Origin of the sequence: Streptomyces sp. DSM 41931, from assembly GCF_050271085.1 — a bacterium.
GTDB lineage: Bacteria > Actinomycetota > Actinomycetes > Streptomycetales > Streptomycetaceae > Streptomyces > Streptomyces albogriseolus.
The window spans coordinates 2,453,714-2,468,447 of the sequence record NZ_CP189902.1; the positions used below are offsets into that span (position 1 = coordinate 2,453,714).

At 71.7% G+C, this 14,734-nt stretch carries 13 protein-coding genes; 4 read left to right on the top strand and 9 right to left on the bottom strand.

The features are described 5' to 3' along the window. Nucleotide 1 precedes the first annotated feature (1 nt). The 3 genes from ACP7TJ_RS11375 to ACP7TJ_RS11385 form a co-directional block, all read right to left on the bottom strand. Nucleotides 2-1,435, bottom strand: coding sequence for a S28 family serine protease (locus tag ACP7TJ_RS11375; protein WP_093767240.1), 1,434 nt, complete (start codon nt 1,433-1,435; stop codon nt 2-4). A 107-nt stretch (nt 1,436-1,542) separates the two neighbouring features. Then, nucleotides 1,543-1,932 carry a hypothetical protein gene (locus ACP7TJ_RS11380; RefSeq protein WP_093767239.1) on the bottom strand — a complete coding sequence of 130 codons (390 nt, stop codon included), beginning with the start codon at nt 1,930-1,932 and terminating at the stop codon, nt 1,543-1,545. Between the two features lie 112 nt (nt 1,933-2,044). Continuing rightward, nucleotides 2,045-5,752 carry an ABC transporter ATP-binding protein gene (locus ACP7TJ_RS11385; protein ID WP_193458887.1) on the bottom strand — a complete coding sequence of 1,236 codons (3,708 nt, stop codon included), beginning with the start codon at nt 5,750-5,752 and terminating at the stop codon, nt 2,045-2,047. A 214-nt stretch (nt 5,753-5,966) separates the two neighbouring features. Between ACP7TJ_RS11385 and ACP7TJ_RS11390 the strand changes: the two genes are divergently transcribed. Then, nucleotides 5,967-6,803, top strand: a complete 837-nt coding sequence (locus ACP7TJ_RS11390; protein ID WP_425821616.1) for an endonuclease I family protein — start codon at nt 5,967-5,969, stop codon at nt 6,801-6,803. A gap of 3 nt (nt 6,804-6,806) precedes the next feature. Here ACP7TJ_RS11390 and ACP7TJ_RS11395 read toward each other — a convergent pair whose 3' ends face one another. Then, on the bottom strand, nt 6,807-7,178 hold the full coding sequence (locus ACP7TJ_RS11395; protein ID WP_427763027.1) for a hypothetical protein: 372 nt from the start codon (nt 7,176-7,178) through the stop codon (nt 6,807-6,809). Continuing rightward, complete coding sequence (locus tag ACP7TJ_RS11400) at nt 7,175-7,654, bottom strand: hypothetical protein (protein ID WP_427763029.1); 480 nt, start codon at nt 7,652-7,654, stop codon at nt 7,175-7,177. The genes ACP7TJ_RS11395 and ACP7TJ_RS11400 overlap by 4 nt, the downstream gene beginning before the upstream one ends. Before the next feature lie 77 nt (nt 7,655-7,731). Between ACP7TJ_RS11400 and ACP7TJ_RS11405 the strand changes: the two genes are divergently transcribed. After that, nucleotides 7,732-8,526 (top strand): helix-turn-helix domain-containing protein, encoded by a 795-nt coding sequence (locus tag ACP7TJ_RS11405; protein ID WP_093767234.1) that lies wholly within the window; start codon nt 7,732-7,734, stop codon nt 8,524-8,526. Then, nucleotides 8,519-8,740 (top strand): DUF397 domain-containing protein, encoded by a 222-nt coding sequence (locus tag ACP7TJ_RS11410; RefSeq protein WP_427763031.1) that lies wholly within the window; start codon nt 8,519-8,521, stop codon nt 8,738-8,740. Before ACP7TJ_RS11405 ends, ACP7TJ_RS11410 begins: the two co-directional genes overlap by 8 nt. A 61-nt stretch (nt 8,741-8,801) precedes the next feature. Here the strand turns inward: ACP7TJ_RS11410 and ACP7TJ_RS11415 are convergent, their stop codons facing one another. Further along, entirely contained in the window at nt 8,802-9,398 is a 597-nt protein-coding gene (locus tag ACP7TJ_RS11415) for an NADPH-dependent FMN reductase (RefSeq protein ID WP_425935202.1), read from the bottom strand. Nucleotides 9,399-9,512: 114 nt separating this feature from the next. On the opposite strand from ACP7TJ_RS11415, the gene ACP7TJ_RS11420 reads away from it, so the two are divergent. Beyond that, a complete protein-coding gene (locus tag ACP7TJ_RS11420) occupies nt 9,513-10,352 on the top strand; it encodes a helix-turn-helix domain-containing protein (protein ID WP_093767231.1) in 840 nt (279 codons plus the stop codon). A 22-nt stretch (nt 10,353-10,374) separates the two neighbouring features. On the opposite strand, the gene ACP7TJ_RS11425 is transcribed toward ACP7TJ_RS11420, so the two are convergent. From ACP7TJ_RS11425 to ACP7TJ_RS11435, 3 genes are read right to left on the bottom strand one after another with little or no spacing between them, the layout of a single operon-like run. Beyond that, nucleotides 10,375-12,060 (bottom strand): thiamine pyrophosphate-binding protein, encoded by a 1,686-nt coding sequence (locus tag ACP7TJ_RS11425; RefSeq protein WP_390921316.1) that lies wholly within the window; start codon nt 12,058-12,060, stop codon nt 10,375-10,377. Next, nucleotides 12,057-13,025, bottom strand: a complete 969-nt coding sequence (gene speB / locus ACP7TJ_RS11430) for an agmatinase (RefSeq protein WP_093767229.1) — start codon at nt 13,023-13,025, stop codon at nt 12,057-12,059. The genes ACP7TJ_RS11425 and speB overlap by 4 nt, the downstream gene beginning before the upstream one ends. 55 nt (nt 13,026-13,080) lie before the next feature. Next, entirely contained in the window at nt 13,081-14,559 is a 1,479-nt protein-coding gene (locus tag ACP7TJ_RS11435) for a sodium:solute symporter (RefSeq protein WP_167741832.1), read from the bottom strand. Between the last annotated feature and the right edge of the window lie 175 nt (nt 14,560-14,734).

Here is a 14,734-nt window from a genome sequence, read left to right on the forward strand (position 1 = left end):
CTCACGGACGCAGCGCGTGCCGCGGTTCGACGTCCCGCTTGTCGAGCTTCGCGTCGAACTTCGCCAGCGGCCTGGCGGCCGCCGGGTTCGCCTGGACGGCGTTCGGGGCGACGCCCGCCCACTCCAGGATGCGGGCGGTGGCCAGCGCCTTCTCCTTCTCGACCAGGCCGGCCACGTTCGCGCCGTGGTTCATGCCGGGCGCGGTGAACACATACGAGTCGCGCGCGCCCTTGCCGAGACGGAACGGCTCGGCGCCCCACGGGTCGTTCTCGCCGTACACGAACAGCATCTGCCGGGCGTTGTGGCGGACCCAGGTGTCGACGTCCCGCATGGCGTACGGCTGGAACGTCATGTCGATGGAGCGCGGCACGAAGTTGCGCGGCGGCTGGTAGCCGTAGCGGACGTACTGCTTCTCGATGTGCGGGAAGTGGATGGTCGGCGCGCCCAGCTGCGTGCCGGCCTGGTAGTAGTACGGCGTGTACGGGCTCAGGCCCTGGTCCGTGTAGAACGAGAAGCCGGAGATCGTGTCGACGGAGTTCCAGATCTCGTCGTCCGTCGCGTTCTTGGCGTCCGCCGGGATGTCCTGGCAGTCGGCGACGGTGCTGTACTGCCAGAAGCCCCACACGTAGTCCAGGACGACCGCCTCGTAGGCGCGGTCCAGGCTGCCGATGGTGTCGAAGGTGTAGCCGTTCTCGGCGGCGTGGGCGGCGTACTTCTTCTCCAGCGGGGCGCGGCGCACCAGCGCCTCGCGCTGCACGCCGTTCAGCCGGTCGCGGCACTCCTGGGTGCCGACGGTGCGGAAGAACCGGTCGTAGGCGGAGTCCTCCTTGTTCACCACGTCGTTGGGGGCGACGTAGGCGACGACGCCGTCCATGTCCTTCGGGTAGAAGCGCTCGTAGTAGGTGGCGGTCATGCCGCCCTTGGAGCCGCCCGTGGAGAGCCAGTTCTCGCCGTAGATCTTCTTCAGCGCGGTGAAGATGCGGTGCTGGTCGCTGGCGGCCTGCCAGATGTCCAGCTTGCTCCAGTCGGCCGGCTCGGGCCGGGACGGGGTGAAGAAGCGGTACTCCATGGAGACCTGGTTGCCGTCCACGATCTGGGTCGGCTCGGCGCGGCGGGGCGTCGTGGAGACGCTGTAGCCGCCGGTGTAGAAGACGGTGGGCCGCGCGGTGTCCTTGTGCAGCACGGTGATCCGCTGCTGGAACGTGCCCTTGGCGGGCCTGCGGTGGTCGACCGGCTGGGTGTAGTTCAGGACGAAGAAGCGGTACCCGGTGTACGGCTTCTCCTCGATGAGGCTCATGCCCGGGATCGCGAGCAGCCTCTCCTTGATGTCAGTGGTGCCGGTGGCGGCCGGCTCGGCGGCGGTGGCCGCCCCGGCCGTGCTCAGTGTGCCTATGAGCACCGTGAGCGCCAGCAGCCATCTGAGCGCCTTGCGCATGCGCACTCCCCTGTGAGACAGATGTGCGCCGGAAGCTACTCGACCAACTCCTCACCGCACCAGGGGACATAGGGAAAACCCTGTGCGGCCTGCCGTGCGGGGGCGGGTCAGCAGAGGATCCAGCCGGAGCTGACGGAGTCCGCCGCGACCTGGCCGGTGACCCAGACGCAGCGGCGTCCGGCGTGCACGGTCACCGGGCCCGCGTGGTAGGCGAACTGCCCCTCGTCGACCACGGGCCGCCCGCCGCGCGCCCGCACGCTCACCGCCATCTTCCGCTTCACGCCCTGCTTCTTGGCGACGGTGACGGCGCAGACGTACCCGCCGCGCTTGTAGACGAGCACCGACCCGGTGGAGAACGGCAGGGTCCGCACCTTGCGTCCGGGACACAGCGCGGCCGCCTCCGCCTCCTGGGCCGGTGCGGCCAGGGCGAGCAGCCCCGACGTGGTCAGCACCGCAAGAACCGGCGCGAGTCGCCGGTGTATCGCTCCACTGCGCACAGTCGTCCTCCCGTACCGCGCCCGCCGGAACCGACGGCGTACGCGTGTACGGACGCACGGCGTAGGTCGCATGGTTGCGCGGGCCGGTGTGCGCCGACGGCGGACGGCCGGATCAGGCCGGCGCCGGTACGTCCTCGCCGACGAACGTCCGCCACAGCGCGGCGTACCGGCCGCCCTTGCGCAGCAGTTCCTCGTGGGTGCCGTCCTCCACGACCCGGCCGTGGTCCATGACGACCACCCGGTCCGCGCGGGCGGCGGTGGTCAGCCGGTGGGCGACGACCAGCGTGGTGCGGCGGCCCGCCAGGCGGTCGGTGGCCGCGTTGACCTGTGCCTCGGTGGCGAGGTCGAGGGCGGCGGTGGCCTCGTCGAGCAGCAGCACGTCCGGGTCGACGAGTTCGGCGCGGGCGAGCGCGATCAGCTGGCGCTGGCCCGCCGACAGGTTGCGGCCGCGCTCGGCGACCTCGTGCAGATAGCCGCCGTCCAGGGTGGCGATCATCTCGTGCGCGCCGACCGCGCGGGCCGCGGCCTCCACCTCGGCGTCGGTGGCGTCGGGGCGGCCGTAGGCGATGGCGTCGCGGACGGTGCCGGGGAAGAGGTACGCCTCCTGCGGTACGACGCCGAGCCGGTGCCGGTACGCGGTGAGGTCCAGGTCGCGCAGGTCGGTGCCGTCGACGGTGACCCGGCCCGAGGTGGGGTCGTAGAACCGGGCGACCAGCTTGACCAGGGTGGACTTGCCGGCACCGGTCTCGCCGACGAACGCGACGGTCTGCCCGGCCGGGACGGTCAGGTCGACGGCGGTGAGCGCCTCCTCGCCGTCGCCGTAGGAGAAGTGCACGTCCTCGAAGGCGATCTCGCCGCGCAGGGACGTCACCGGGAGCGGCTTCTCGGGGGCCTTCGTAGAGGCCGGCTCGCGCAGCAGCTCCTGGATCCGGCCGAGGGAGACGGACGCCTGCTGGTAGCCGTCGAAGACCTGGGAGAGCTGCTGCACGGGCGCGAAGAACAGGTCGATGTAGAGCAGGTAGGCGACCAGGGAGCCGATGGCCAGCGTGCCGTCGTCGACCCGGCCGCCGCCCACCACGAGCACCGCCGCCGCGGCGACCGAGGACAGCAGCTGCACGAACGGGAAGTACACCGAGATCAGCCACTGGCCGCGGATACGGGCGCTGCGGTAGGCGGCGCTGCGCTCGGCGAACCGCCGGGCCCCGTCCCCCTCGCGGCGGAAGGCCTGCACGATCCGCAGCCCGGCGACCGACTCCTGGAGGTCGGCGTTGACCACCGACACCCGCTCCCGCGCCAGCTCGTACGCCTTCACGCTGGCCCGGCGGAAGAAGTACGTGGCGACGATCAGGAGGGGCAGGGTGGCGAAGACGACGAGGGCGAGGCCGATGTCGAGGGCCAGCAGGGCGACCATGATGCCGAAGAAGGTGACCACCGAGACGAACGCGGTGACCAGGCCGGTCTGGAGGAACGTGGACAGCGCGTCCACGTCCGTGGTCATCCGGGTCATGATCCGGCCGGTCAGCTCGCGCTCGTAGAAGTCGAGGCCGAGCCGCTGGAGCTGGGCGAAGATCTTCAGCCGCAGCGTGTACAGCACGCGTTCGCCGGTACGCCCGGTCATGCGGATCTCGCCGGTCTGCGCCGCCCACTGGGCGAGCACGGTGAGCAGGCCGAGCAGGGCGGCCGCCCAGACCGCGGTCTGGGCGGCGCGGGTGACGCCCTCGTCGATGCCGTGCCGGATCAGGATCGGCAGCAGCAGGCCCATCCCGGCGTCCACGGCGACCAGGGCGAGACTGATCAGCAGGGGCGTGCGGAAGCCGTGCAGCAGGCGGCGCAGGCCGTAGGAGTCCTCGGGGCGGACGGCGCGGGCCTCGTCGACGTCGGGGACGTCGTCGGCCGGGGGCAGCGCGGCGACCTGTTCGAGCAGCTCCGGGGTGGCCGGGGCGCCGTCCAGTGCGGTGTCCCTGGGCTCGCGGTCGCCGGTCCACAGGCGGGGGGTGACGCCCCGCTCGGCGTCGAACTCGGCGTCCAGTTCGGCGCGGACGGAGGTGTCCTCCTCGCGCGGCCCGGCGGGCGGGGTGTGGCCCGGGGAGACGGCGCCCAGCTCGTCGGGGTCGGTGAGCAGCCGCCGGTACAGCGGGGAGCGGCGCTGGAGCTCGTCGTGGGTGCCGAGGGCGGCGAGGCGGCCGTTCTCCAGGACCGCGATGCGGTCGGCGAGGTTCAGGGTGGAGCGGCGGTGGGCGATCAGCAGCGTGGTGCGGCCCCGCATGACGCTCTTCAGCGCCTCGTGGATCTCGTGCTCGACGCGGGCGTCCACGGCGGACGTGGCGTCGTCCAGGACCAGCAGGCGCGGGTCGGTGAGGATCGCGCGGGCCAGGGCGATGCGCTGGCGCTGTCCGCCGGAGAGGGTCAGGCCGTGCTCGCCGACGGTGGTGTCGTAGCCGTCGGGCAGCTCGTCGATGAAGCGGTCGGCCTGGGCGGCGTGGGCGGCGGCCCGGATCTGCTCGTCGGTGGCGTCGGGGCGGCCGTACGCGATGTTGTTGCGCACGGTGTCGGAGAACAGGAAGGAGTCCTCCGGGACCAGGCCGATGGCGGCGCGCAGCGAGGCGGTGGTCAGCTCGCGGACGTCGTGACCGCCGACCAGGACGGCGCCGCGGGTGACGTCGTAGAAGCGCGGCAGCAGCAGGGAGACGGTGGACTTGCCGGAGCCGGAGGAGCCGACCACGGCGAGGGTCTCGCCGGGACGGATCTCGAAGGACAGGCCGTCGAGGACCGGCCGCCCGGGGTCGTAGCCGAAGGCGACGTCGTCGAACTCGACGGTCGCCGGGGCGTCGGCGGGCAGTTCCTTGGCGCCGTCGGTGAGGGTCGGCTCGGTGTCGATCAGGTCGAGGACGCGTTCGGTGCCGGCGCGGGCCTGCTGGGCGACGGTGAGGACGACGGCGAGCATCCGGACCGGGCCGACGAGCTGGGCGAGGTAGGTGGAGAAGGCGACGAACGTGCCCAGCGTGATGTGCCCGCGCACCGCGAGCCAGCCGCCGAGGGCGAGCATCGCCACCTGGCCGAGGGCGGGCACGGACTGGAGGGCGGGGGTGTAGCGGGAGTTCAGTTTGATGGTGCGCAGGCGTCCGGCGAACAGCCGGCGGCCGACCTCGCGGAGCTTGCCGGTCTCCTGGTCCTCCTGGCCGAAGCCCTTGACCACGCGGACGCCGCTGACCGCGCCGTCGACCACCCCGGCGACGGCGCCCGCCTGCGCCTGGGCGTACCAGGTGGAGGGGTGCAGCCGGGTGCGGCTGCGCTTGGCGATCCACCACAGGGCGGGGGCCACGGCGAGCGCGATCGCGGTGAGCGGCAGGGACAGCGACGCCATGATCACCAGGGAGATCACGAACAGCAGCAGGTTGCCGATGGTCATCGGCAGCATGAAGAGCAGGCCCTGGATGAGCTGGAGGTCGCTGGTGGCGCGGCCGACGACCTGCCCCGTGGACAGCTCGTCCTGGCGTCTGCCGTCGAGCCGGGCGATGGAGCCGAACATCTCGGTGCGCAGGTCGTGCTGGACGTCGAGGGCGAGCTTTCCGCCGTAGTAGCGGCGGATGTAGGTGAGGACGTAGACGGCGAGGGCGGCGCCGACCAGCAGGCCGGCCCAGGTGCCCATGTCCCGGGTCTTGTCCCCGATCACGTCGTCGATGATCACCTTGGTGATCAGCGGCACCAGGGCCATCACGGCCATGCCGGCGAGGGACGAACCGAGGGCCAGGACGACGTTCCTGGGGTGCCGCCACGCGTAGGCGGCCAGTCGTCGTGCCCATCCCCGTTGCGCTGTCACGCGGTGTCCTCCGATCGTCCTGATCTTCCGCAAGGCTCCAACGCCGGCGGAAGCGGATTTCATCCCTCCGCAACATTTCAGGGGCGCGCGCCGTCTCCACGGCGTCGAACTCTCGTCACGCAATCGACACGCTGTCTCCACGCAGTTGACTGCATGTCCATGCCACTCTCTCGGGTATCTCCTCTGTGCAACCCGCGTAGATCGGACACCCCACATGCTCGCCATACGCATACCGCGCCGCAAGGCGGTGGCGCTCGCCACGGCCGCCGTGCTCGCCGGCCTCGCCGCCCCCGCCGCGACCGCCACCCCGGCCACGGCGACGGAGACCGCCACGACGACGGTCACGACGACGACGGCGGCGTCCTACGACCCGGCGTACTACGACGCCGCGGCCGGCAAGACGGGCACCGCCCTGAAGTCCGCCCTGCACACGATCATCAGCGACCAGACGAAGCTGTCGTACTCGGCGGTCTGGGAGGCGCTGAAGGTCACCGACCAGGATCCGAACAACAGCAACAACGTGATCCTGCTCTACTCGGGCATCTCCCGCAGCAAGTCGCTCAACGGCGGTGACGTGGGCGACTGGAACCGCGAGCACGTCTGGGCCAAGTCGCACGGCGACTTCGGGACCTCCACCGGCCCCGGCACCGACCTGCACCATCTGCGTCCCGAGGACGTGCAGGTCAATTCCATCCGCGGCAACAAGGACTTCGACAACGGCGGCGGCTCGTTCACCAACAGCGGCGGCAGCCTCACCGACTCGAACTCCTTCGAGCCCCGCGACGCCGTCAAGGGCGACGTGGCCCGCATGATCCTCTACATGGCGGTCCGCTACGAGGGCACCGACGGCTGGCCCGACCTGGAGCCCAACGACTCCGTCACCAACGGCACCAACCCGTACCACGGCCGCCTCTCGGTCCTGAAGCAGTGGCACCAGGAGGACCCGCCGAGCGCGTTCGAGAGGAACCGCAACGACGTCATCCACGACTCCTACCAGCACAACCGGAACCCGTTCATCGACCACCCGGAGTGGGTCGAGTCGATCTGGTAGGGCTCACGTCGGCCGGCCTCCCTCAGGCGGAGAGGGACGGCCGGCCGCAGGGTCTTCCTCGTCGCCGTGGGGCACGGGGAGACGCGCTCCCCTGCTCCGGGCGATGCGGTGCACGTCGTGGAGCGCCTCGGCCAGGCAGGCGGCGAGGTAACGGAGCTGGGGCGCGGTGGCCCTGGTGTCGCCCAGGAGATCGACGGCGTGGCCGAGAAGATCGTCCGCCATGCCGAGCTGGACGGCTTCGATCTCGTCGGCGAGGCGGGAGATACGGCCGGTTCCGGTGTCGTCGGTGATCAGGTAGCAGGGGTTGCCGTCGAGGTTGGACCAGGGGAGGAGGCGGGGCCGGGTGGCGGCGACGTCTCGGCTCTCGTAGATCACGCGGCGGTCACCTCGTTGCCCCGCGGTCGGCGGGAGCCGACGTCGACACCGTGAATACGCCGTGGCCCTACGTCGATGCCGTGCACGGCGAGCCAGAGGGTCCGGCGCCGGGCGCGCTGCTGCCTGGCCTGCGCGCGCTGTTCATGGGCGAGGAGGTAGGGGCGGACGAGCCGGGAGTCCTCGCCGCGGAGGAGGGCCTCGTGCGGGGAGGGGCGGCGGCCGGGTGCGAGGGGGGCGGCCGGCGCGGGGGCGGGCGCCGCTCCCCCGGCGCGGTGCCGGTTCTGGTGCCGATGGCGCCCGGAGGCGGGCCACAGGAGCCCCAGCAGCGGCTCCAAAAGACAGGCGATACGGTGCAACACGTCTTCAACTCCGTTGTGGTTGAGGGCCATGCCCCCGGGCCGTCGGTAGCGGTCGCGGGGGTCTTCCGTGCCCGAGGGCAGGTCGAGGTGCATGGACATCGCTGTGTAGCGATCCACTCACAGAGTGAGACGGGTCGGGCTAGGCTCGCCAGAGGGTCGGATGTGACGAAGCATCTGTCACACGGGAGTTGACGATGAGCAACATCTATGGGGAGTGGTTGAAGGCGCAGCGAGAGGCGGCCGGGCTGACGCAGCAGGAGCTGGCGACGGCCGCCGTCATGACGCGTTCGCACATCGCGCACATCGAGGCAGGCCGGCGCACCCCGTCCAAGGAGGACGCGCGACGCCTCGACAGGGCGCTGAACACGGGCGATGTGCTCAGCAGCTTCCTTCCGGACGACGACACCGCTGTCGCGGGGTACTTCGAGGCGGCCCTTCAGCTCGAACAGCAGGCGACGATGATCAGGGAGTTCGCCCTGTCGTTCGTCCCCGGCATCCTCCAGACGGAAAGGTACGCACGTGCGGTTCTGAGTACGTCGTTCCCTCCGGTGAGTGAAGCGGAATGTGACAGGCTCGTTGTCACACGCCTGGAGCGGGCGAAGATCCTGGAGGACCCGGTGACGCCCGTAGTGTGGGCGCTGCTCGACGAGGCTGTGCTGCGCCGGTCGGTGGGCGGGCCGCAGGTCATGGCGGAGCAACTCCGGCACATCGTGAAGCTGGTGGATTCAGGGCGCGTGCGCGTCCACGTGTTGCCCTTCGGGCTGGGGGTGCATGCGCTCATGCAGAGCATGCTCACCCTGCTCAAGTTCGAGGATCAGCCGCCGGTGGCGTACTCCGAGGGCATCCAGGTGGGCAAGATTCACGACTCCCCTGCCATGGTCGACCGCCTTGAGGGCACCTACGATCTCGCGCTAGGCGACGCAATGCCGCTCAAGGAGTCACTGACCCTGCTGAGGGCGACAGCAAAGGACTACGAACACCGTGAATGAACCCACCATCTCCAACGCCTCGTCCCTGCACGGCTGGCGCAAGTCGACGTACAGCGGCAACGAAGGCGGCAGCTGCATCGAGGTCCTGGACGGCCACCCGGCCGGTGTCCCCGTTCGCGACTCCAAGGCCCCCGAGGGGCCGGCGGTGGTCTTCCCGCCGGCCGGCTGGACGTCGTTCGTCGCAGCGGTCAAGGACGGACGCTTCCCGGCTTGATGTCGCCCCGCCGGGCCGGACGCTCCCACGAGTCCTCGCCCTTCTGCGCCCTCAGGCACCGTCACGCCGGGTACGGCACCGTCTCCCGGGCCGTGCGGAGGGCGCTCGCCCACCAGGAGAGCTGGTCCAGCAGCTTCTTCGCGTAGCCCGCGGACTCGGTGTCCTGGGGGCGGCCGTCCGCCCACGCGACCCGGTTCAGCGGGAAGGCGAGACCGTCGCGGATGGTCACCGCGTGCAGCTCGCTCATCACGTTCTCCAGGTGCAGGACGGCGTGCCGGCCGCCCGCCCCACCGCCGTAGCTGACGAACGCGACGGGCTTGGCCGCCCACTGGGTGTAGTGCCAGTCGATCGCGGCCTTGAGGGAGGCCGGGTAGCTGTGGTTGTACTCCGGCGTGACCATGATGAAGGCGTCCGCGCCCTCCAGCGCCGCCGTGAGCGGGGCCATCGCGGCGGGGCGCGGGTAGGAGGCGCCGGCCACCGACGGGTAGGCGTCCGGCAGGGCCAGGGGGATGTCGTGCTCGGCCAGGTCGACGACCTCGACGTCGAATCCGCCGTGCTCGCGGGCCTGCTCCGCGACCCATGAGCCCACCACGGGACCGAACCGTCCCTCACGGACGCTGCCGACGACGACCACGAGCTTGTGTGTGTTGATGTCCATGCCGTCCACCCTGGAACCGGCCCGGGACGGCAGCCAGACCGCGCTCAGGCTGGCCCCCGCAGGGCCATGCTGAGCACTGCGCGCGGGCGCGCCGGCCGTCCTATCCTCGCGGTCATGGGGACACCACTGGGCGACTTCCTGCGGCTCAAGCGCGACAGCACCCAGCCGGAGCAGCTGGGGCTCCCGGAGCACGGCCGCCGCCGCTCCCCCGGACTGCGCCGCTCGGACGTGGCCACGCGGGCCGGGGTCAGCGTCGAGTACCTGACCCGGATCGAGCAGGGCCGCGACCGCCACCCCTCGGTGGCCGTGCTGCACGCGCTGTGCGACGCGCTCGCGCTGACCCCGGCGGAGCGTGAGCATGTGCGGTACCTGGCGAAGATCAGCGGCGACGAGTGCACCGGTCACCTCGGACGCGAGCCCGCCCGCCGAGACGTGCGGGCGTCGGTGCGGGAGACGCTGCGGCTGCTGGAGCCGGGCGTCGCGGTGGTCACCAACCGGCTGGGCGACCTCCTCGCCTGGACCCCGGCCTACGAGGCGCTCACGGCCGGCACGGGGCTGCTGGACGGGGACGGGCCGAACCTCACGCGGTACGTGTTCACCGACCCGCGCGCCCGGTCGTTCTTCCCCGACTGGGACGAGGTCGCCGACGAGCAGGTCTTCGACCTGTGGCTGGGCCCGAAGGCGGAGAACGCGGAGTGGCTGGCGGCGGAACTGGCGCCCGCGGCCGGCCCGGAGTTCACCCGCCGGCTGAACCGCCACAGGGTCCCGGAGCGGGGCGTGCTGCGCCTGAGCCACCCCGACGCGGGTGACCTGCGTCTGCGCCGCGAGTTCCTCGAACTCCCGTCGGACTCCCAGCTGCTGTTGGTCCTCCTGCCCGACGACGAGGCGACGTCTCAGGCGCTGGCCCGCCTCGGCGAGCGGACGGGGCGCGGACGGCTGCGGGCGATCTCGTAGCCGCCCGCGCCTCGGTCCGGCCTCAGTCCAGGTGTGTCGGTGCGAACATGCGCAGGACCGCCGGGAGGACGACGACGGAGGGGCCCGGGGTGGAGAGGGACTTGGCGAGGTCCTCCTCCAGGGTCTCCGGGGTGGTGCGGACGCCCGGGACGCCGAAGGACTCGGCCAGGGCCACGTAGTCCGGGCGGGTCAGCTCGGTCGCCGTGGGCTCGCCGAAGGCGTCCGTCATGTACTCGCGCAGGATGCCGTAGCCGCCGTCGTCCACGATCAGCCAGGTGACGTCCAGGTCGTACTGGCGGGCCGTGGCCAGCTCGGCGATCGAGTACAGCGCGCCGCCGTCGCCGGAGACAGCCAGCACCGGGCGGGTGGGGTCGGCGGCCGCCGCTCCGAGGGCGGCGGGGAAGCCGTAGCCGAGGCCGCCGGCGCCCTGCGCCGAGTGCAGGTGGTTGGGGCCCATCGCGTCGAACGCGGACCACGCCCAGTAGGCGAGGATCGTCATGTCCCAGAAGGACGGCGAGCCGGTCGGCAGGGCGCGCCGCACGGCCGTCAGCACCTGCTGCTCCAGCGCCAGGTCCTGCCCGTCGATACGGGCCCGGACCCGGTCCAGCAGCTCCCGCACCCGCGCGGGGGCGGTGTCGTCCGCGCGGGGCCCGACCGTCTCCAGGAGCGCCTGGAGGGCCAGGCGGGCGTCCGCGTGGATGCCGATGCCGGGGTGGTTGGACTCCAGCTTGCCGAGGTCGGCCTCGATCTGGATCACCCGGCCGCGCGGCGTGAACGTGTGGTAGTTCGAGGAGAGTTCGCCGAGTCCGGAGCCGACGACGAGCAGGACGTCCGCGTCCTCCAGGAAGTCGGTGGTGTGGCGGTCCTCGATCCAGGACTGGAGGGACAGCGGGTGGGTCCACGGGAAGGCGCCCTTGCCGCCGGGGGTGGTCACCACGGGCGCCTGGATCCGCTCGGCGAGCTGCCGCAGCTTGCCGGAGGCGTCGGAGCGGATCACTCCGCCGCCCGCGATGATCGCGGGGCGTTCGGCGCGGGACAGCAGGTGCGCGGCCAGCGCGGTCAGTTCGGGGCGCGGGGGCAGCTCGTCCGGGGTGGCGTCCATCGCCGTCACCACCGGCAGCATCGTCTCGGCGAGCAGCACGTCCTGCGGGATCTCCACCCACACCGGCCCGTGCGGGACGGTGAGCGCCGACTTCCAGGCCGCCGCGATCGCGGAGGGGATCTGGGAGGCCGTACGGACCGTGTGCACGGACTTGACGACGCCCCGGAACGAGGCGGACTGGTCCGGGAGTTCGTGCAAGTAGCCGTGGCGTCCGCCGCCGAGCCCGGCGGTCGGCACCTGGCTGCTGATCGCCAGTACCGGCGCGGACGCGGCCGCCGCCTCCTGCAACGCGGGCAGCGAGGTGAGGGCGCCGGGTCCTGTGGACAGCAGCAGCGGCGCCGCCTCGCCGGTGATGCGGCCGTACGCGTCCGCCGCGAAGCCCGCGTTGTTCTCCACGCGCAGGCCGATGTAGCGCAGGTCGGAGCGGCGCAGGGCGTCGAACATGCCGAGGGCGTGCTGGCCGGGCAGGCCGAAGACGGTGGTCGCGCCGAGCCCGGCCAGGGTCTCCACGACCAGATCACCGCCGGTACGGCCGGGCGGGGGGTTCAGCGCCGCCTCCGTCTGGGCGGCGGTCGGGCGGAGCTCCAGGTCGTGGTCGTGCGTCACTTGGCGCGGGCCTCCGCGATCTGGCGGGACATGATGGTGGTCAGTTCGTACGCCGTGTGCGACGCGGCGACCGAGGTGATCTCGGCGTGGTCGTACGCGGGCGCCACCTCGACGACGTCGGCGGAGACCAGGTTGCAGGAGGCGAGGCCGCGCAGGATCTCCAGCAGCTCGCGGGAGGTCATGCCGCCCGCCTCGGGCGTGCCGGTGCCGGGCGCGTGGGCCGGGTCGAGGCAGTCGATGTCGATGGAGATGTACAGCGGCCGGTCGCCGATGCGCTGCCGGAGCTGGTCGGCGACCTCGTCGGCGCCACGGCGGTAGACGTCCGCCGAGGTGACGATGCCGAAGCCCATCTTCTCGTCGTCGGTGAGGTCCTGCTTGCCGTAGAGCGGGCCGCGGGTGCCGACGTGGGAGAGCGCCTCGGTGTCGAGGATGCCCTCCTCGACGGCCCGGCGGAACGGCGTGCCGTGGGTGTACTCGGCGCCGAAGTACGTGTCCCAGGTGTCGAGGTGCGCGTCGAAGTGGAGCAGCGCGACCGGGCCGTGCTTCTTCGCGACGCTCCGCAGCAGCGGCAGGGCGATGGTGTGGTCGCCGCCGAGGGTCATCAGGCGGGCGCCCGTCCCCAGCAGGTCGTCCGCCGCCGCCTCGACCGTCTCGACGGCCTCGTTGATGTTGAACGGGTTGACGGCGATGTCGCCGCCGTCCGCGACCTGCGCGAGGGCGAACGGCGAGGCGTCCTGCGCGGGGTTGTAGGGGCGCAGCAGCCGGGACGCCTCGCGGATGGCGTTGCCGCCGAAGCGGGCGCCCGGCCGGTACGAGACGCCGGAGTCGAACGGCACGCCCACGACGGCGACGTCGGCGCGGCCGACCTCGTCGAGGCGGGGAAGCCGGGCGAAGGTCGCGGGGCCCGCGTAGCGCGGCACCCGGGACGAGTCGACGGGGCCGCGGGGCGTCTCGTTGCTGCTCATGGAGGACTGCTCTCTTTCCTACGCTTCGTCGCGTATGTGCTGACTGCCCACGATGCTACTGGGCGGCCGGGACCTGTTCGGACACGGTTTCGGTCGCGTTCTCCGGCGCGGGGGCGCGTCCGGCGAGGCGTTCGCGCCAGGCGGCGAGGACGGCCGCGTCGGTGGGACGGGTGGCGAGGGAGACGACGACGTAGGCCGCGAGGGAGGCGAGGAGGCCGTAGTAGACGGGCTCGTTGGCGAGGATGCCGTACGCGGCCATCAGGCCGGTCACGGCGAGGCCGCCGACGGCGACGGAGGCGAGGGCGCCCTGCGCGGTGCCGCGCTTCCACAGCAGCCCGCCCAGGATGGGCACGAGCAGCCCGCCGACCAGCAGGTTGTACGCGACGGTCAGCGCCTGGACGACGTCGTTGAGCGCGATGGCGGTGGCGATCACGGCGAGGCCCATGAGCAGGATGAAGGCGCGGTTGCCCCTGACCTCGTCGTGCTGCTCGCCCTCCGGGCGGACGACGCCGCGCAGCCGTGCCCAGATGTCGTTGTTGGCGACGGTGGCGCAGGCGATCAGCGCACCCGAGGACGTCGACATCACGGCGGCCAGGGCCGCGGCCAGCACGAGGCCGCGCACGCCCATGGGCAGCTCGTCCTTGACGATGGTGGCGAACGCGTCGTCGGGGCTGGCGAGCTTGGGGTAGAGCACCTTGGCGGCCGTGCCGATGACGGCGCCGGCGACGGCGTAGGCGAGGCAGTAGGTGCCGGCGACGGTGCCGCCCCAGCGGGCCGTGCGGTCGCTGCGGGCGGTGAACACCCGCTGCCAGATGTCCTGCCCGATGAGCATGCCGAAGGTGTAGATCAGCACGTACGTGAAGATCGTCTCGCCGCCGATGCCCAGCGGGTCGAAGTACTCGGTGGGCAGCTGCGCCTTCATCTCGGCGAACCCGCCCGCCTTGACCACGGCGATGGGCAGCAGCAGGAGCAGCACGCCGACCGTCTTCACGACGAACTGCACCATGTCGGTCAGCGTGATCGACCACATGCCGCCGAGCGTGGAGTACGCGACGACGATCGAGCCGCCGAGGACGATCGCGAGGGTGCGGTTGATGTCGAAGAGGACGTCGAAGATCGTGGCGTAGGCGATCGTCGAGGTCACCGCGAGCATGAGGGTGTACGCCCACATGACGAGGCCGGAGATGACGCCGGCCCGGCCGCCGTAGCGCAGGTCGAGCATCTCGGAGACGGTGTAGACCTTCAGCCGGGCGATGCGGGCGGAGAAGAAGACGCTCAGGGCGAGCAGTCCGAGGCCGATGGTGAACACCATCCAGGCGCCGGACAGTCCGTACTGGTAGCCGAGGCCCACGCCGCCGATGGTGGAGGCGCCGCCGAGGACGATGGCGGCCATGGTGCCCGAGTACATGGCGGGGCCCAGGCGGCGGCCCGCCACCAGGAACTCGCTCTTGGACTTGGCGCGGCGCATGCCCCACCAGCCCATGGCCAGCATGCCGGCCAGATAGACGACGATGACCAGGTAGTCCACGGCCATGCGGGGGCCTCCTTCGCGCACTGTCGGTGGCGTGTCGTGCAGACGGATCGCGCTCACCGGCGCCGCGCGGGGACATCCGCCCGTACCCGCGGGTTGCCGGTGACCCGACCCTAGGTGGCCGAAAAGCGACTGCGAAGTGTACGTTTCATCCAGATCGGCAGCCTGGGATGGAGGA